Annotated in this window: 15 protein-coding genes; 4 read left to right on the forward strand and 11 right to left on the reverse strand. The window is 74.2% G+C overall.

Features of this window, described 5'->3' with window-relative positions:
* Positions 1-25 precede the first annotated feature (25 nt).
* A complete protein-coding gene (locus tag IO40_RS0109190; RefSeq protein ID WP_016468495.1) occupies positions 26-853 on the reverse strand; it encodes a lysophospholipid acyltransferase family protein in 828 nt (275 codons plus the stop codon).
* A 339-nt stretch (positions 854-1,192) separates the two neighbouring features.
* Between IO40_RS0109190 and IO40_RS0109195 the strand changes: the two genes are divergently transcribed.
* Positions 1,193-1,990: an alpha/beta hydrolase gene (locus IO40_RS0109195; RefSeq protein WP_016468496.1), complete on the forward strand. Its 798-nt coding sequence runs from the start codon at positions 1,193-1,195 to the stop codon at positions 1,988-1,990.
* Positions 1,977-2,549 carry a hypothetical protein gene (locus IO40_RS0109200; protein WP_016468497.1) on the forward strand — a complete coding sequence of 191 codons (573 nt, stop codon included), beginning with the start codon at positions 1,977-1,979 and terminating at the stop codon, positions 2,547-2,549. The genes IO40_RS0109195 and IO40_RS0109200 overlap by 14 nt, the downstream gene beginning before the upstream one ends.
* Before the next feature lie 90 nt (positions 2,550-2,639).
* Here the strand turns inward: IO40_RS0109200 and IO40_RS0109205 are convergent, their stop codons facing one another.
* The 6 genes from IO40_RS0109205 to IO40_RS0109230 all read right to left on the reverse strand — a co-directional run bounded on the left by IO40_RS0109205 (position 2,640) and on the right by IO40_RS0109230 (position 8,183).
* Positions 2,640-3,419, reverse strand: coding sequence for an endonuclease/exonuclease/phosphatase family protein (locus IO40_RS0109205; RefSeq protein ID WP_016468498.1), 780 nt, complete (start codon positions 3,417-3,419; stop codon positions 2,640-2,642).
* Between the two features lie 40 nt (positions 3,420-3,459).
* The gene (locus IO40_RS0109210; RefSeq protein WP_016468499.1) at positions 3,460-4,401 is read right to left on the reverse strand and encodes an ROK family glucokinase; all 942 of its coding nucleotides are present in this window, start codon (positions 4,399-4,401) and stop codon (positions 3,460-3,462) included.
* 108 nt (positions 4,402-4,509) lie between these two features.
* Entirely contained in the window at positions 4,510-5,214 is a 705-nt protein-coding gene (locus IO40_RS39785) for a DUF5304 family protein (RefSeq protein WP_016468500.1), read from the reverse strand.
* Between the two features lie 192 nt (positions 5,215-5,406).
* Positions 5,407-6,768 (reverse strand): ArsA family ATPase, encoded by a 1,362-nt coding sequence (locus IO40_RS0109220; protein WP_374117514.1) that lies wholly within the window; start codon positions 6,766-6,768, stop codon positions 5,407-5,409.
* Between the two features lie 23 nt (positions 6,769-6,791).
* Entirely contained in the window at positions 6,792-7,274 is a 483-nt protein-coding gene (locus IO40_RS0109225) for an SRPBCC family protein (protein ID WP_016468502.1), read from the reverse strand.
* A gap of 147 nt (positions 7,275-7,421) precedes the next feature.
* Positions 7,422-8,183: a metallophosphoesterase family protein gene (locus IO40_RS0109230; protein ID WP_016468503.1), complete on the reverse strand. Its 762-nt coding sequence runs from the start codon at positions 8,181-8,183 to the stop codon at positions 7,422-7,424.
* 414 nt (positions 8,184-8,597) lie between these two features.
* Here IO40_RS0109230 and IO40_RS0109235 point away from each other — a divergent pair, with 414 nt between their 5' ends.
* On the forward strand, positions 8,598-10,406 hold the full coding sequence (locus tag IO40_RS0109235; RefSeq protein ID WP_031175237.1) for an AMP-dependent synthetase/ligase: 1,809 nt from the start codon (positions 8,598-8,600) through the stop codon (positions 10,404-10,406).
* Between the two features lie 50 nt (positions 10,407-10,456).
* Here the strand turns inward: IO40_RS0109235 and IO40_RS0109240 are convergent, their stop codons facing one another.
* Positions 10,457-11,599, reverse strand: a complete 1,143-nt coding sequence (locus tag IO40_RS0109240) for a glycosyltransferase family 4 protein (RefSeq protein WP_016468505.1) — start codon at positions 11,597-11,599, stop codon at positions 10,457-10,459.
* 62 nt (positions 11,600-11,661) lie between these two features.
* Here IO40_RS0109240 and IO40_RS0109245 point away from each other — a divergent pair, with 62 nt between their 5' ends.
* Complete coding sequence (locus tag IO40_RS0109245) at positions 11,662-13,083, forward strand: glycosyltransferase family 87 protein (RefSeq protein ID WP_030406121.1); 1,422 nt, start codon at positions 11,662-11,664, stop codon at positions 13,081-13,083.
* A 13-nt stretch (positions 13,084-13,096) separates the two neighbouring features.
* On the opposite strand, the gene IO40_RS0109250 is transcribed toward IO40_RS0109245, so the two are convergent.
* The 3 genes from IO40_RS0109250 to IO40_RS0109260 form a co-directional block, all read right to left on the reverse strand.
* Complete coding sequence (locus IO40_RS0109250; RefSeq protein WP_031175238.1) at positions 13,097-14,377, reverse strand: hypothetical protein; 1,281 nt, start codon at positions 14,375-14,377, stop codon at positions 13,097-13,099.
* Positions 14,378-14,411: 34 nt separating this feature from the next.
* Positions 14,412-15,479 carry a C40 family peptidase gene (locus tag IO40_RS0109255; RefSeq protein WP_031175239.1) on the reverse strand — a complete coding sequence of 356 codons (1,068 nt, stop codon included), beginning with the start codon at positions 15,477-15,479 and terminating at the stop codon, positions 14,412-14,414.
* 285 nt (positions 15,480-15,764) lie between these two features.
* Positions 15,765-16,793 (reverse strand): C40 family peptidase, encoded by a 1,029-nt coding sequence (locus IO40_RS0109260; RefSeq protein ID WP_016468509.1) that lies wholly within the window; start codon positions 16,791-16,793, stop codon positions 15,765-15,767.
* Positions 16,794-16,887: the final 94 nt, after the last annotated feature.

Here is a 16,887-nt window from a genome sequence, read left to right on the forward strand (position 1 = left end):
GTCGCGCCCGGCGGCCCGCGGCCCCTCAGGCTGCCTTGTCGCCGCTTCCGGAGCCGTGCCCGGGATCGCGCCCGGCCTCGCCGGCCGCCCTGTCCGTCGCTTCGTCCGCCGCCCCGTCCGCCTTGTCAGCCGTCTTCGCGGCCTCCCTCGCGGCCTTCTCCGCCTTGGCCGCCTCCGCGAGCTGCCGCTTGGCCGCCGTCGCGTAGATGTCCACGTACTCCTGGCCGGACAGCTTCAAGATGGCGTACATCACCTCGTCGGTGACGGCACGCTGGATGAAGCGGTCGTTGTCCATGCCCTGGTAGCGGCTGAAATCCAGCGGCTTGCCGATCCGGATGCCGGGCCGCATCAGCTTGGGCACGACCTTGCCGGGCGGCTGGATCTTCTCCGTGTCGATCATCGCGACGGGGATCACGGGCGCACCCGACCGCAGCGCCACCCGCGCCAGCCCGCCCGGCTTGCCCCGGTACAGACGTCCGTCGGGCGAGCGGGTGCCCTCCGGGTAGATGCCGAACAGTTCGCCCCGCGCCAGCACCTCCAGCCCGCTGCGGATGGCGGCCTCACCGGCACCCCGCACCCCGGAGCGGTCCACCGGGAGCTGGCCGACGCCCTTGAAGAACGCGGCGGTCAGCTTGCCCTTGAGGCCGGGCGAGGTGAAGTACTCGGCCTTCGCGATGAAGGTGACCTTGCGGTCGAGGACGGCGGGCAGGAAGAAGGAGTCGGAGAAGGAGAGGTGGTTGCTCGCCAGGATCGCCGGCCCCTCCGCCGGCACGTTCTCCAGCCCCTCCACCCAGGGCCGGAACGTGAGCTTCAACGCGCTGCCCACCGACAGCTTCATCGCCCCGTAGAACACCCTCGACCTCCTTCGTGGGACGGGACGACCCTATCCCGCCACCCTCGCCGCACGCGTCCCCGGACCGTCCCGGCCCCCGCCGGCCTTGCTCGCCACTCCCCCGGCGTGGCGGTGCCGCACGGGCCGGGGCCGCCCGCCCCGCCGCTGCCCGAACGTACGGGCGCCACCCGCTAGTTCCGCCCCCGCCCCGGCCGGCCGCCACCGGGCGGGGCACCGTGAAGGCTGCCGGAGTACCGGGGGACGAATTAGGGTGGCAGCACGCCGTCACGAGGGCACGCGAGCCCTCGCATCGCTGCCGGCCGCTGTCCGAGCCGACCGCACAGCCCCTGGAGGCCCACCGTGCCGCCCATCCTCCCCGGAGCCGAGCCCTTCCGCCGTGACGGCTCAGCGACCGGTGTGCTGCTCTGTCACGGCTTCACCGGGTCGCCGCAGTCCGTCCGCCCCTGGGCCGAGGACCTGGCGGGGCACGGGCTGACCGTCTCGCTGCCGCTCCTGCCGGGCCACGGCACCCGCTGGCAGGACCTGGCCATGACGAGCTGGGAGGACTGGTACGCCGCCGTCGACCGCGAGCTGCGGCTGCTGCGCGAGCGCTGCGAGCAGGTCTTCGTGTGCGGTCTGTCGATGGGCGGCGCCCTGGCGCTGCGGCTGGCCGCCCTGCACGGCAACGCGGTGAGCGGAATCGTCGTCGTCAACCCGGCCCTCACCTTCCCCCGGGTGCAGGGGTACGGCGTTCCGGCCGGCCGGTTCCTGGTGCGGTCGGTGAAGGGCATCGCCGACGACATCGCCAAGGAGGGCCGGCACGAGCTGGGCTACGACCGGGTGCCGACCCGCGCCGCCTACGCGCTGCGCACCCTCTTCCGCGTCGTGCAGCGGGACCTGCCGAAGGTGACGCAGCCACTGCTCCTGCTGCGCAGCCGTGTCGACCACGTGGTGCCCGCCGCCTCCTCCGCCCTCGTCCTCGGCCGCGTCTCCTCCACGGACGTGACCGAGACGGTGCTGGAGCGCAGCTACCACGTCGCCACGCTCGACCACGACGCCGAGCGGATCTTCGCCGACTCGCGCGGTTTCATCGACCGGCTCACCGGGGGCGGACCGGTCCCCGCGGCCAGGGGGGCGGAGGCTCGTGACGGAGCGTGACCCGGGCGAGGGCGAACGCCCGGACGCCGGTGAGCCCCGCGAGGGCGGCAAGGGTGGCGAGGGCGCGTCCTCGCTGCCGCCCGAGGAGGAGGCCGCCTGGAAGGCGATCGTCGCCGCGTACGGGGAGGAGCCCTCGCTGCCGGAGACCGGACGGCCCGCCGGCTCCGACGAGGGCGGCACCCTCACCACCCCGCGGCCGGGGCCGGACGGCGAACCTCCGGTGCGCAGCTTCACCGTCTACTCGGCGGGCACCGGCCCCCGCGACTGGTCGCCGTCCACCGCGGGCGAGGGCGACGAGGACGACGAGGGGCACTTCGAGCCGCCCGAGCCCCCGCCGCTCCCCCAGACCGACACCACCACCAAGTTCGCCTGGCTCGCCGCCGTGGGGGGACCGCTGCTGCTGCTCGGCGCGATCCTGCTCCAGGCGGATCTGACGTGGTGGATCGTCACCCTCGGTGTCGGCGGCTTCCTCGGCGGCTTCGCCACCTTGCTGACCCGGCTGCGCGACGGCCGGGACGACGACGACTGGGACGACCCCGGCCGCGGCGCGGTGGTCTGACAGCCGGCCCTCCCGTGGCGCACCGGCCGCGCGGCACGGTACGGCCCCGGCCCCGTCCTCCCGCCGTGGCGGGGGTACGGGGCCGGCGCGTCAGGAGGCGGGCCGGATGCGGAGGGCGGCCAGCACGGGAAGGTGGTCGGTGGCGGCCACCAGGTCGGCGCCGTCCACCCCCGGCAGTCCGCGGGGCACCCCGGCGCCCAGCACCTCGACGTCCTGGGTGGCGAACACGGCGTCGATCCGCTGGTGCGGCTCCCTGGGCGTGGAGGTGTACTCGTCCCCCCACGGCCGTGCCGCCCACGCGTCCCGCATCCCTTCCGTCAGCAGCCCGAAGGTGGCGCCCCGCGCGGACTCGTTGACGTCACCGGCGGCGACGACCCCGCCGACGCCCGGGCCGCCGAGCGCGGCGACCCGCTCCAGCAGGGCCCGCGCCTGGCGGCGGCGTTCCTGTGCCTGGAGGCTCAGATGGAAGCTGACCACACCGAGCCGGGCGTCGGTGCCGAAGCGGAGCCGGGCCGTGGCGAACCCCCGCTGGTGCAGCCCGGGGGTGCGCGGCAGCAGCACGTCCCGGGCGTCCTCGACGTGGGCCCGCAGCGAGGCGAGGATCATCGGCCCGGCGGCGGTGGCGCCCCCGGTGACGTACGTCAGACCGGTGTGGCGGCCGAGCCAGGCGGCGTACTTGCGCCAGCGGAAGAAGCGCGGGGCCTCCTGCACGCAGACGATGTCGGGCGCGCACGCCCGGATGACCCGGGCGAGCGCTTCCCTGTCGTCCCGCATGGACCGGATGTTGTAGCTGAGCAGCCGCACCACGGCCGAACCGTCGGGCTCGGTCCGGGACGGCGGCAGACCGGCCGTCGGCGCATGCGTGGCCATGGTCGTGGTGTCCTCCCCCATCGGCGTGCCCCGGCCCCGGTCAGCCCTGCCGGGCCAGGTCGGCGACGCCGACGAGGCCGGCCTTGTTGCCGAGCTGGGCGGCGAGCACCTCGGCGTGCGGGCGCCAGCGGCTGCCCACCAGCCAGCGGCGGTAGGACTTGCGGATCGGGTCGAGGACCAGCTCGCCCTCGTCGGAGACGCCGCCGCCGACGATGAAGGCGCCCGGGTCGAAGAGCGAGGCCAGGTCGGCGAGGCCCGCGCCGGCCCAGCGGGCCAGTTCGCGGAAGGAGTCGACGGCCACCGGGTCGCCCTGACGGGCCGCCTCGCTGATGTGCTTGCCGCGGATGCCCTCGGTGGTGCCGTCGCCCAGGCCCAGCAGGATCTCCGCCCGCTCGGGGGTGGCGGTGGCACGCTGCTGGGCGTAGCGCAGCAGGGCGCGGCCGGAGGCGTACTGCTCCCAGCAGCCCTGGTTGCCGCAGCCGCACAGCAGGCCGTCGGGCACCATCCGGATGTGGCCGAACTCGGCGGCCACGCCGTACCGGCCGCGGTGCAGTTTGCCGCCGATGATGGTGCCGCCGCCCAGGCCGGTGCCGATGGTGATGCAGACGACGTCCTCGTGACCGGTGCCGACGCCGAACTTGTACTCGCCCCAGGCGGCGGCGTTCGCGTCGTTCTCGATCACGACGGGCAGGCCGATGCGCTGCTCGACCTTGTCCTTGAGCGGCTCGTGCCGCCAGCTGAGGTTGGGCGTGAACAGGACGGTGGCGCGCTTGTCGTCCACGTACCCGGGAGCGCCGATGCCCACGGCCTCCACCTGGTACTCGGCGCTGGCCTGACGTACGGCGTCCGCGATGGCGTCGATCACGGCTTCCGGGGTGTCGGGCGTGGGCACCTTGGTGGTTTCGAGGATCGTGCCTGCCTCGTCGACAACGCCGGCCGCGATCTTCGTACCGCCGATGTCGACCCCGATTGTGAGTCCCATGTGTCCCTCGGTCGTCCGGTCTGATCCCCGCCGCCGTAAACCGTACCGGAGCGCCCCGGGGCGCAGGGCACCGTCCGGGCTGTGGCGGCTGCGTCAGGTCCGGCCGGGTCAGCGGCCCGTGCGCGGCCCCTCGTCACCGGCTCCGGTGCCCTCGTCGGGCCGTCCGTCCCCCGGCCGGTCCGCCCGGTCCTCGCCCGGTCGCGCCGCGTCCTCATCCTGTCCGGCCCTCCCGCCGGACGGGGCGGCCCCGGACTGTTCGCCGGCCGGGGCGCCGTCCCCGGGCTCCGGGTCCGGGTCGGGCTCGACCTCGACGCGTTCGGCCACGTACGCGTCGGCCGCGCGGCCGTCCCGTTCGGCGGCGCGGGACAGTTCGGCGGCCTCCTCCGGGTCGATCGTCCCGACCCGTTCGGTGCGCTCGCCACCGGCGTTCGCGGGGGCGCTCCAGCGGCGTTCGGACTCCTCGACGACGGACCGGTAGGCGGCCAGCAGCTCACTGCCCGCGGCGGCCAGGTGGTCGAAGAACTTCGGGTTGCGCTCGACCACCGGCTCCAGCGTGGCCCGGGCCTGCGCGGCCAGTTGCCGGGCGACGCCCTGCGCGGCGGCGGAACCGGCGGCCCCCAGCAGGGGCTTGCCGAACTCCGCGACCTTCTCGGTGACCGCGTCGGCCAGCCGGCGCAGTTCCTCGGCGGCGCTGCCGGGCGGCGGGCCGTACCGGGCGCGGCGCCGCTCCCTCTCGGCGGCCAGGTCCTCCTCGCACGCGGCCGACCAGGCGTCCGGGTCCGGTGCGTCGGGGCGCGGGGCGTCGTCGCTCATGGCGGGCTCCTACCGGGCGAAGGCCGCGGCCGGATGGCCGGCGGGGTCGGATGCGGTTGGGTGGTGCTCGGTCCCTCGCGGCACGTGCCGTTCCGCGGGTGCCGTTCTGCGTCCGACGGTACCCGAACAGGCGACGGGACAGGGGCCGAGCACCCCGCGAGGGCCGCGGGCCCGCCCGTCCCGTGCCGGCTGTCAGTCCCCGCCCGACGGCGGCCCGGAGCGCCTGGGCCACAGTTCGGGGTCGGGGGTGAACCGGACGCCGAGGACCCCGGCCTTGAGGCCGGCGCCGGTCACCCGGCAGCGGCGCAGCGCGGAGGGGAGCGACAGCACCCGCCGGTAGGGGCCGACGCCGACGGTCAACTCGTCGCCGCGCCGCACCAGTTCCAGCTCGTCCCGTTCGGCGCCGGGCAGCGGCAGGTGCCACACCAGTTTGCCGTCGTCGGACAGCCGGTCCTCGACCCAGCCGTAGGCCACGTCGGTGCCGGGCACGCGGGCCGCGCCGGCGGGCGGGTGCAGCCCCTCACCGGCCGGTCCGTCGGCGGAGACGGCCGTGCGGGCGGCGTCGGCCAGTGCCGTCAGATCGTCGGGGCCGCGCGGGTCACGGCCCAGGTGCGGCAGTTCGCACAGCGGGACGGACTCGGCCGCGCAGGTGTCCCGCAGGGCCTTGAGGGCGCGCTGCTGCTGCCCGGCGAGACCGGCCAGCCAGGGGTCCGCCGAGCCGGTGGGCAGCAGCCGGTTGGCGACGACGGATTCCAGGGCGAGCCCGTGCAGCCGCAGCCCGGCGCCCGCGGTGCGCAGCGGGTCGGCGGCCAGCGGCCCCGGTTCGGTCACCAGGCGGACGACGGTGGCCGGGGACTCCACGATCTCCTGGACCTCGGCCAGCTCGGCCGACCAGCGCCTGGTCGCGTCGTAGAGCCACTGCGCGGGCATGGGGGCGCCGGCGAGCTGGGCCAGTACGGGACGCAGGGCGCGGGCCGTCTGACGTTCGTGCGGGACGAGACGGCGCAGGTAGCGCCGCAACTGCTCGGGCAGTGCCAGCAGGTTGAGGCCCTCGGGAGTGGGCGGCATGTCGGCTACGACGATGTCCCAGTTGCCGTCCCAGCCGCTGTCCCGGCCGCCCGCTTCCTCCTGGCCGCCGTCCGCCGCGGTGCCGCCGCCGTGCGCGGTGCGCAGGGCGCGCAGCAGGGCGAACGTACCGGCGCCGGGCAGCTCCGTCAGTTCGTCCTCGTCCAGGGGCTGGGCGCCGAGCAGATCGAGGACCGTCTTGCCGCGTTCCTGGAGGGCGACGGCCTGCCCGCGGAACTCCTCGCCGGAGTCGACGCGCAGCAGCCACAGGCCGGGCAGCCCCGCGACGGGCTCGGGTATGCCGTGCCGGAACGGAGTGGGCCGAGCGGGCCGCTCGCCCTCCGCATGCTCGGTGCCCAGCAGGGCGGCCAGCCGGCGGGCGGGTTCCGCGCTCACCAGCAGGGTGCGGTGGCCCTGCGCCGCCGCCGCGCAGGCGGTGGCCGTCGCCACCGTGGTGCGCCCGGTGCCGCCCGCGCCGGTGACCAGCAGCGTCTGGGCGCGGCTCCCGCCGGTCAGTTGGTGTCCTCGCGGGTGTCCTGGGCGGCGCCGCCCGACTCGACGCGCTTCTTGAGCCCGTCGAGGGCCCGGTCGATGATGACCTTCTCGGCCTTGCGCTTGATCATCCCGAGCATGGGGATCTTGACGTCCACGGTGAGCTGGTACATCACCTCGGTGCGGTGGCCGCCGTCGACCGGGGTGAGGCGGTAGACGCCGTCCAGGGAGCGCAGCATCTGGGACTTGACCAGCGACCAGCGCACCTCCCGGACCTCCTCGTCCCCGATCCACTCGTAGGCGAGGGTGTGCTCGTCCTTGATGGCGCCGGCGTCCAGCAGCAGGCGGACCTGTTCGGCGCGGCCCCGTGCGTCCCGGCCCAGCACCTCGGCCTCCTTCACCTCGCCCGTCCACTCGGGGTAGCGGGGGAAGTCGGCGATCACGTCCATCACGGCCTGCGGTGCCGCGTCAACGGTGATGCTCGAGCTGGTGTGTTCCGCCATCGCCATGGCCCTCCGATGTACCCGTGTCCCAAATTGCCCGCCGCGGCGCGGATCGCCCGCGCGGGATACCGCCGCGGCGCGGGGGAGCGTCTGCGACCGAAGGCTACCGCGCGCCTGGTGGGCCCGGCGCCGCGCGGGTGGCGGCCCTCACCACGTCAGGACCCAGGGGGTGCCGGTCGCGTTGAAGTGGCCGACGTTGACGCATTCGGTGGCGCCGATCCGCATGCGCCGGGCCAGCGGCTGGTGGACGTGGCCGAACAGGTGGTAGCGGGGCCGCAGGGTGTGCAGCGCCTCCAGCAGCTGGGGGCTGCCGCGTTCGAAGCGGCGGGCGACGGTGTCGTAACACAACTCGGGCACATCCGGCGGAATGTGGGTGCACAGGACGTCCACCTCGCCCAGGGCCGCGATTTTCGCGGCGTAGGTCTCGTCGTCGATCTCGTAGGGGGTGCGCATCGGGGTGCGCAGTCCGCCGCCGACGAAACCGAAGCGCCACCCTCCGATGACCACCGTCTCACCGTCCAGGACGTGCACGCCCGAACGTGCGTACTCCGGCCACAGGTGCGGCATGTCGACGTTGCCGTACGTGGCGTACGTGGGAGTGGGGAACGCGGCGAACATCTCGGCGTACTGCTTGCGTACCGCGGCCTCCATGGTTGCCTCGCGGTCCAGCCCCTCCCACAGCTCGCGGGACAACTCGCGGGCCTCGGTGAAGCGCCGGGCGGTACGCAGGGCGACGATGCGGTCCGCGTTCTCGACGCCGAACAGGTCGGGGAAGATGCCGCGCGAGTGGTCGGCGTAGTCGAGGAAGAGGATCAGGTCTCCGAGGCAGACCACCGCGTCCGCGCCGTTCCCCGCCTTGGCGAGGTCCTCGCTGTTGCCGTGTACGTCGCTGACCACGTGGACTCGCATGCGCCCACCCTAGGTCGCCGCGGCGCCGGTGGGGAGGGCCGCCGGAAGGGGCCGACGGAGAGGGCCGCCGGAAGGGGCCGGTGGACGAGGGCCGCCGAAAGAAGGCCGGCGGACGAGGGCCGGGCGCCCGGCTGGCCGAAAAGAGCCGTACGCCGCCTTGCCCGTACTCTTCCCGCTCTCTCCCTCGGCGGCTTCCGTGTCCGCGAACGCCTCGACTAGGCTGCATGTCCCCATATCCGAGCGACTCCACCTGTGACGCAGGAGACATCTGGGCGTCACCCTCTACCCCCATGCCCATACCGATGGGTAACGTCCGGGCCGTCATTCCCGGGACGCCCCGGCGATCCCGGACCGAGCCAATGGAGGCCGGCCCCGCGGCCTCCCCTCTTGGCGCGCCGACGAGGAGCAGCAGTCTTGCGCGAGTACAGCCTTCCGGCCCTCTACGAAGTCCCCCAAGAGGGGAACCTGACGGACCTCGTCCGCCGGAACGCGGCTCAGCACCCCGACCTCGCCGTCATCGGACGCAAGCGGAACGGACGCTGGGAGGACCTGACCGCCGCCGCCTTCCTCACCGAGGTGCGGGAGGCCGCCAAGGGACTGATCGCCGCCGGTGTCGAGCCCGGCGACCGGGTGGCCCTGATGTCGCGCACCCGCTACGAGTGGACGCTGCTGGACTTCGCCATCTGGAGCGCGGGCGGCGTCACCGTCCCCGTCTACGAGACCAGCTCCCCCGAGCAGATCTGCTGGATCCTCGGGGACTCCGGCGCCGTCGCCTGCCTCGTGGAGACCGACGACCACGCGGCGGCCGTGGACTCCGTACGCGACCGGCTGCCCGGTCTGCGCGAGGTGTGGCAGATCGAACCCGGCCCGGACGGCGAGGCGGCCGTCCCCCGGCTCGCGGCCCTCGGCACCGGCATCGACGACCGCACGGTGGACGAGCGCAGCTCCGCGGCCGACGCCGACTCGCCCGCCACCATCGTCTACACCTCCGGCACCACCGGCCGCCCCAAGGGCTGTGTCCTCACCCACCGAAGCTTCTTCGCCGAGTGCGGCAACGTCGTCGAGCGGCTGCGGCCGATGTTCCAGCCCGGCGAGGGATCGGTGCTGCTCTTCCTGCCGGTCGCCCACGTCTTCGGACGGCTCGTGCAGGTGGCGGCCGTGATGGCACCGATCAAACTCGGCCACGTCTCCGACATCAAGACCCTCACCGACGAACTCGGCTCCTTCCGGCCCACGATGGTCCTGGGCGTGCCCCGCGTCTTCGAGAAGGTCTTCAACGCCGCGCGCGCCCAGGCCGTCGCCGGCGGCAAGGGCCGCATCTTCGACAAGGCCGCCGAGGTCGCCGGCGCCTACAGCCGCGCCCTGGACGAACCGGCGGGCCCCTCCCTCACCCTGCGGCTCAAGCACAAGCTCTTCGACAAACTCGTCTACAGCAAGCTCCGTGCCGTACTGGGCGGCCGGGCCACCCACGCGATCTCCGGGGGCGCCCCGCTCGGCGAGCGGCTGGGCCACTTCTTCCGCGGCGTCGGCTTCACCGTGCTGGAGGGCTACGGGCTGACCGAGTCGTGCGCCGCGACCGCCTTCAACCCCTACGACCGGCCCAAGATCGGCACGGTCGGCCAGCCGCTGCCCGGCTCCGTCATCCGCATCGCCGACGACGGCGAGGTGCTGCTGCACGGCGAGCACCTGTTCACCGGTTACTGGAACAACCCGCAGGCCAGCGAGGAAGCACTGGCCGACGGCTGGTTCCACACCGGTGACCTGGGCAGCCTGGACGTGGACGGCTATCTGCGCATCACCGGCCGCAAGAAGGAGATCCTGGTGACCGCGGGCGGCAAGAACGTCGCCCCCGCCGTCATCGAGGACCGCATCCGCGCCCACGCGCTCGTCGCCGAGTGCATGGTCGTCGGCGACGGCCGCCCCTTCGTCGGGGCCCTGCTGACCGTGGACGAGGAGTTCCTGCCCCGCTGGGCCGCCCAGCACGGCAAGCAGCATCTGACCCGCGAACAGCTCCTGTCGGACGCCGATCTGCTGGCCGAGCTGCAAACAGCCGTCGACGAGGGCAACAAGGCCGTCTCCAAGGCGGAGTCGGTCCGCAAGTTCCGCGTGCTGCGCGAGCAGTTCACCGAGGAGTCCGGGCACGTCACCCCCTCGCTGAAGCTCAAACGGGGCGTGGTGGCCAAGGACTTCGCCGACGAGATCGAGGCCATCTACGCCGCGTGAGCGGCCCGGGGGCACCCGGGGGGGACAGCCACCCCCGGGGCCGGCTCGGCTCACAGCAGAGCGCGCAACCGCTCCGCCAGCAGGTCCCAGCGCCACCGCTCCTCGACCCACTCCCGGCCCCGGGCGCCCATCCGGGCCCGCAGGTCCGCGTCGCCCAGCAGCGCGGTCAGGCGCTCGGCGGTCCGGGCCGGTGACCCGCCGGGGACGACCCAGCCCGTCTCGCCGTCGAGCACGGCGTCCGGTGCGCCGCCCGAGTCCCCGGCGACGACCGGCAGGCCGGTGGCCGACGCCTCCAGATAGACGATGCCGAGCCCTTCCACGTCCAGGCCGCCGCGGCGGGTGCGGCAGGGCATGGCGAAGACGTCCCCGGCGCCGAAGTGGGCCGGCAGCTCCTCCCACGGGACGGGCCCGGTGAAGCGGACGGCGTCGGTCAGACCGTGGGAGGCGGCCAGTTTCTCCAGGTCGGCACGGTAGGGACCGCCGCCGACGATGAGCAGCACCGCGTCGGGTACTTCGGCCAGCACCCGGGGCATGGCCTCGATGAGGGTGTCCTGGCCCTTGCGCGGCACGAGCCGGGAGACGCACACGATCACCGGCCGGCCGCTCAGCCCGAGCCGCTCGCGGACGGCGGCGCCGCCGGAGCCGGGGTGGAAGGTCTTCTCGTCCACGCCGGGCGGCAGTTGCACCATGCGGGCGGCGGCCTCGGGGGTGAGGGCCGCGGCGATCCGGCGGCGTGTGTACTCGCCCAGATAGGTGAGGGTGTCGGTGCCCTCGCCGATCCGCCGCAGCAGGGCGCGGGCGGCGGGCAGTTGGGCCCAGCCGGCCTCGTGCCCGTGGGTGGTCGCCACGATCCGTTCGGCGCCGGCCCTCCGCAGCGCGGGGGCCATCAGACCGAGCGGCGCGGCGGCACCGAACCACACGGAGCGGCATCCGTGCTCCCGCAGCAGCGAGACGGCACGCTTGGTGACGCGCGGAGTGGGCAGCAGCATCGTGGCGCGGTCGCGGACGACCGGGAACGGCTGTTCCGCGTCGAACGCCGCGGTGGCCGTCACGCCCTCCCGGCTCCGCTTCCAGGTCGAGGCGTAGACGACGACCTGGGACGGGTCGAGGCGCAGCGCCATGCTGTGCAGGAACGCCTGGATGCCGCCGGGGCGGGGCGGGAAGTCGTTGGTGACGATGAGGGTCTTGTGCATCGCCGCCGACAGTACCGCGCCCCCGCACGGGTGGCGTACGCCGAGGCGACGGAGAGGACAGGATGCGCGGCGAGGCGGGAGCCGGGAGGGGAAGGCGGGGCGGTGTGGCCGCTCCGGTCGCCGTCTTCGCGGTCACACGGGCGGTGCTGCTGCTATACGTGTGGAAGGTGCTGACCGTGCCCGGCGGCATGGACGTGACCTCCGACGTCTCGGTGATCTACCGCGGCTGGTACGACCGGCTGAGCGCGGGAACGTTTCCGTCCGGCGATGTGACGTGGCAGTACCCGCCCGCCGCCGCACTCGTCGTCCTGGCGCCCGGCCTGCTGGCCGGACTGCTCGACTACGCCTCGGCGTTCTTCGTGCTGGCCTTGGCCGCCGACGCGGCGGTGCTCGCGATGCTGCTGTACGCCACCGGGCGCCGCGCCGGCCGCGGCCGGCGCCGGGCGCCCCGGGCGGAGGGACGGCGCCCGGCGGGCGTGTGGGCGTGGGTGGCCGGGGTACCGCTGCTGGGGCCGACCGCGTACGCGCGCTACGACCTGATGGTGACCGCCTTGGCCGTGGCCGCGCTGCTGGCCGCCGCCCGCTCCCCGCGCTGGGCCGGCGTCCTGGCCGGGCTGGGCGCGATGGTCAAGGTGTGGCCCGCGCTGCTGCTGCTCGGGACCCCGCGCGGCCGGGCGACCCGCACCATGTGGACCTGGGCGCTGGTGACCGTACTCGTGCTGGCGGCCGGGTTCGCCGCGACCATGCCGGGCTCGCTGGACTTCCTGACCGGGCAGCGGGACCGGGGCACGGAGGTCGAGTCGGTCGGCGCCCTCGCGCTGCACGCCGCCCGCCACTTCGCCGGCTGGGACGGTGAGGTGCTGCTGCGGTACGGCTCGATGGAGTTCGTCGGGCCCGGGGTGCGGCGGGTCACCGAGGCGGCCGTCGTACTGACCGGGGCGGCCTTCGGCTGGCTGCTGCTGTGGCGGCTGCGGGCCCGCCATTGGACGGCGGGCACGGTGGCGGACGCGGCGCTGGCTGCCGTCCTGGTGTTCGTCGTCACCAGCCGGGTGCTCAGCCCGCAGTACCTGCTGTGGCTCGTGGGGCTGGCGGCGGTCTGTCTGACGCTGCGCGCCGGCCGGCAGGCGCTGCCCGCCTGGCTGGTGCTGGTGGCGACGGGCCTCACCCAGGTGGAGTTCCCGACCCGGTTCGCGGACGTGGTCGCCAGCGAGGGGATCGGCACGCTGGCGCTGGTGGTGCGCAATCTGCTGCTGGTCGTGGCGGCCGTGCTGGCCTGCGCACGGCTGTGGCGCTCGACCGTGCCGCACCCGGCGGGGACCGTGGCCGCTTCCGGGCAACGGCCCCCGGACGACGACGAGGACGGCGGTGACGACGAAGGCGGCGGCCACGGCAAGCCACCCGTCGGCGTCCGTGAGCAGCCCGTCGGCGAGGACGGCGGCGTACCGGGCATGCGGGGGCGCCCAGGCGAACGTCAGCTCTCCTGAGAGGTCGCCCGCCCTACCCCAGCAGCTCCGTCACGTACGAGCGCCAGCGGGCGGTGAACTCCGCCTGGCCGATGCCCAGGACGGACCGCAGCGCCGCGTCCACGTCCGGGCTCCGGCCGCCGCCCGCCCGGCCCGCCTGCTCGTACAGCTCCACCAGCGTGTCCTGGCCCCACTGCTGCGCCACCATCCGGCACGCCAGCCAGCCGCCCTCGTAGGCGCGGGCCAGCCGGGCCGGATCGTTGCCGAAGGCGAAGTCCTCGTCGGTGGGCAGCCTGTGCAACGGCCCGTCCCCGTCCCCGTCGTCCCCGCCCGGCCGCCGGCCGGCGACGGCACGGGCCAGTTCGGGCGCGGCCTCGCGCGGTGCCGTCTTCGAGGCGCGGTAGCCCGCCCAGTCGGCGATGCCCTCCGACAGCCACATCGGCGTCGCCCGGGTCGTCTGGTGCCGGGTGGCCACATGGGTCGTCTCGTGGGTGAGGACGACCTGTTGCCCCTCGTCGCTGAGCATCCCGTACGCCTGCGGGTTGATCACGATGCGGTCGGCCGGCGCGCTGCCCCCGGCCGCCGCTCCCCCGCCGGCCTCGCCCGTGGTGACCGCCGCGATGCCCTCGTAGGAGGAGGCGGGCGAGCCGAGCAGGCGGGCCATGTCCGCCACGGAGGAGGGGGCTTCCAGCACCGTCCTGCGGGACCATCCGCCGGGCCACACGCGGGCGACGGCGGGCACGGCCCGGTCGGCGGCACGGGCCAGCCGGCGCAGCCCGGAGCGGTCCCGGCCCACGCCCAGCACCAGGCTGTGCGCGCCCCGGACGACGGTCATGGTGCCCTGCTCCCACAGCTGGGTGTCGCTGTCGGCCGCCTCGGCGGCGATCCGCCAGCCGCCGTCACGGCGGACGAAGCGCAGCCGCTCGGTGTCGGTGGTGGTGACCCGGTCGTAGCCGGCGATGCGGTAGCGCAGCCGGGCGGTGACCGTCGCGCTCTCTTCGTGCCGGGCCACGTCGGTGACCTGGTAGGCCCAGGTGGCCAGCGGAAGGCTGCGCAGATTGCGGTAGACCCGCTCCTGCCCGGAGCGGTAGGCGGCGGCGCGCGGATCGACGGCCGCCAGATAGCCGGACCGGTCGCCGGCACGCAGGGCGGCGGCCTGCTCGTCGAGGACCCGCTGGAAGGGGCCGTGGCCGGCCCCGCCGTCACCGGTGCCGCAGCCCGTCAGCCCGCCCGCGACGGCGGCGAACGCCAGGGCGAGTGCGAGCGTTCCGCCGCGTGCCCGCCCGTGCCGGGTGCTCCGCCGCCTCTTCGTCACCCCACCGAGGGTACGGGCGGCGCGGCGGTGCCGGTCAGGGGCGGGTGACGGCGGAGATCGGCATCATGCCGACCGGGTCGTAGCGCACCTTGGCCCCCGGGTAGGGCGCGTGCACGACCTGGCCGCCGCCCACGTACATCCCCACGTGGCTGGCGTCGTCCCGGTAGACGACCAGATCGCCGGGGCGGGCCTGGCCGAGCGGCACCTGCCGGCCCGCCGACCGCTGGGCCTGCGAGGTGCGGGGGATGGCGGTGCCCGCCTGCCTGTACGCCCACTGGGTCAGCCCGGAGCAGTCGAACGAGTAGGGCCCGGCCGCCCCCCACGCGTACGGGCGGCCGACGGCGGACTTGACGGCGGCGACGGCGGACGCCGCCCGTGCCGAGGACGCCTTGCCGCCACCGCCGGCCGGCGAGCCGTCCTCGGGCGCCTCGCCCCGGTGGCCGTGGCGGGCGGCGCGCTCGCGGGCGGCCCGCTCGTCGGCGGACAGCTTGTTGACGAGACGCTGGGCGGCGGCGAGTTTCCGCTGGACGCTCTTCTTCTCGCGTTTGAGGGCCTTTTGCAGGCTGTCGAGCCGGGCGAGTTTCCCGGCGGCCTCGTCGCGCCGCTGTTCGAGATCGTGCTGGGCGGCCCGGAGTTGCCGCAGCTTGAGCATCTGCCGGGTGCCGATGCGGTCGACGGTGGCGGCCTTGTCGAGGAAGCCGTCGGGATCCTCGGTGAGCAGCAGCCGCAGTGTGGGGTCGATGCCGCCGGAACGGTACTGGGCGCCGGCGAGTCCGCCGAGGGAGTTGCGCAGCTCGTTGACCTCGGACTGGCCGCGCGCGACGGCGTCCTGCGCGTTCGTGACCTGCTTGCGGAGCTTCCCGGCCCGCTCCGCCACCCCGTTGTACTTCTCCGTCGCCACCTCCGCCTGCTCGTAGAGCCGGTCGATGCGCGCGTTCAGGCTCTTGGCGGCCGGCTTCCCGGCGCCCGGCTCGGCACCGGCGGGGGCCGCGGGGGAGAGTGCGGCTGCCGCACCGGCCGCGGCGGCCGAGAGCACGGTGACCCGCGCGGGCCAACTCTGCCCGGGCAGCGGGGTACGTCGGGGGGAGCGGTGCGATGCCACTGGAGGACGCGTTCCTTCCGCTAGGCGACTTGCGCCCGCAGAATGTAACGGCGCCCTTACAGGCGGCAAAGGACCGATCACCCTTCGTGAGCCGTCCCCAGAGGTGGGGAGTCCGCCGATGACGCAGGTCACCGGCGGGTGGCCAGGTCATCCGGGCACCCCGCGCTTTCACCCGCACGAGCGACGTTTAGCGGTCATCACACTGGCTGGTGATCAGGTGGAAAAGCCCTGGCGCCGGTACTCCGGGCCAGGGCTTCGGTGAAATTCGGCACAAAGGGCCGGGTCTCAGACCCGCACGCCGAACTGGAACGGCATGTTGCCCATCGCCTCGAACCGCACGTTCGCACCCGGCTTGGGCGCGTGCAGCACCTGGCCGTTGCCGGCGTACAGGCCGATGTGGTGCAGGTCCCCGTAGAAGAGCACCAGGTCGCCGGGCTTGAGCTGGCTCTGGCTGGAGATCCGGGTGCCGGCGTTCGCCTGCGCCTGCGAGGTGCGCGGCAGCGAGACACCCGCCTGCTGGTAGGCCCAGGAGGTCAGCCCGGAGCAGTCGAAGGAGCTCGGGCCGGTGGCACCCCACACGTAGGGGCTGCCGATCTTGGTCTTGGCGGCGGCCAGTGCGGCGGCGGCGCGGCCGGAGCCCGCCTTCACGTCGCTCATGTCCGCCTGCTGGCTGGACTTGTTCTCGGCCTTCTTCTGCTGCGCGGCGAGCTTCGCCTTCTCCTTGGCCGTCATGGAGTTGAGGAGCCCCTGGGCCTGCGAGAGCTTGGCCTGGATCTCCTTCTTCTTGCGGCCGAGCTCGGTGCGGGTCTCCGAGAGGTCCTTGAGCTTGCCGGACGCCTCCTTGCGCTGCTGGGCGAGGAGACGCTGCTTGGCCTGGATCTTCTTGAGCGCGCTGGCCTGCTTGGTGCTCAACTGGTCCATGGCCGAAGCCTTGTCCAGGTAGTCGTCCGGGTCGGACGAGAGGAACAGCTGCACCGACGGGTCGATGCCGCCGTTGCGGTACTGCGCTGTGGCCACCGAGCCCAGCTCGTCGCGCATGCGGTTGAGGTCCTCCTGCCCGCGCGCGACGCTGTCCTGGAGGTTCTCGACCTCCTTGGAGAGCTTGGCCTGCTTCTCCTTGGCGCCGTTGTACTTCTCGGTGGCGGCCTCGGCGTCCTCGTAGAGTTTGTCGACCTTTTCCTTGACGCTCTTCTTGGAGGTCTGCGGGTCGGCGTGCGCGGCCTGGGCGGTAAGAGCGACGGCCGCAGCCGCGGTCATGGTGAAGACGCTGACACGAGCGCGGCTGGGCTGCTTGGGACGACGGTGGGACGCCACTGGGGCGAGCTCCTTCTTCCTCCGAGCCGCCTGCCGGTCGGTCAGTTCCGGCTCCGCCGCTGCGATATGGGCGATCTCAGCCGACGGACTAGGC

Origin of the sequence: Streptomyces albus subsp. albus, from assembly GCF_000725885.1 — a bacterium.
In the GTDB taxonomy this organism is placed as follows: domain Bacteria; phylum Actinomycetota; class Actinomycetes; order Streptomycetales; family Streptomycetaceae; genus Streptomyces; species Streptomyces albus.

Excerpts from the sequence above, each read along its gene's own strand:
- IO40_RS0109205 (WP_016468498.1), bottom strand. The coding sequence starts at position 3,419 with ATGGCCACGCATGCGCCGACGGCCGGTCTGCCGCCGTCCCGGACCGAG.
- IO40_RS0109210 (WP_016468499.1), bottom strand. The coding sequence starts at position 4,401 with ATGGGACTCACAATCGGGGTCGACATCGGCGGTACGAAGATCGCGGCC.
- IO40_RS39785 (WP_016468500.1), bottom strand. The coding sequence starts at position 5,214 with ATGAGCGACGACGCCCCGCGCCCCGACGCACCGGACCCGGACGCCTGG.
- IO40_RS0109225 (WP_016468502.1), bottom strand. The coding sequence starts at position 7,274 with ATGGCGGAACACACCAGCTCGAGCATCACCGTTGACGCGGCACCGCAG.
- IO40_RS0109230 (WP_016468503.1), bottom strand. The coding sequence starts at position 8,183 with ATGCGAGTCCACGTGGTCAGCGACGTACACGGCAACAGCGAGGACCTC.
- IO40_RS0109240 (WP_016468505.1), bottom strand. The coding sequence starts at position 11,599 with ATGCACAAGACCCTCATCGTCACCAACGACTTCCCGCCCCGCCCCGGC.
- IO40_RS0109245 (WP_030406121.1), top strand. The coding sequence starts at position 11,662 with ATGCGCGGCGAGGCGGGAGCCGGGAGGGGAAGGCGGGGCGGTGTGGCC.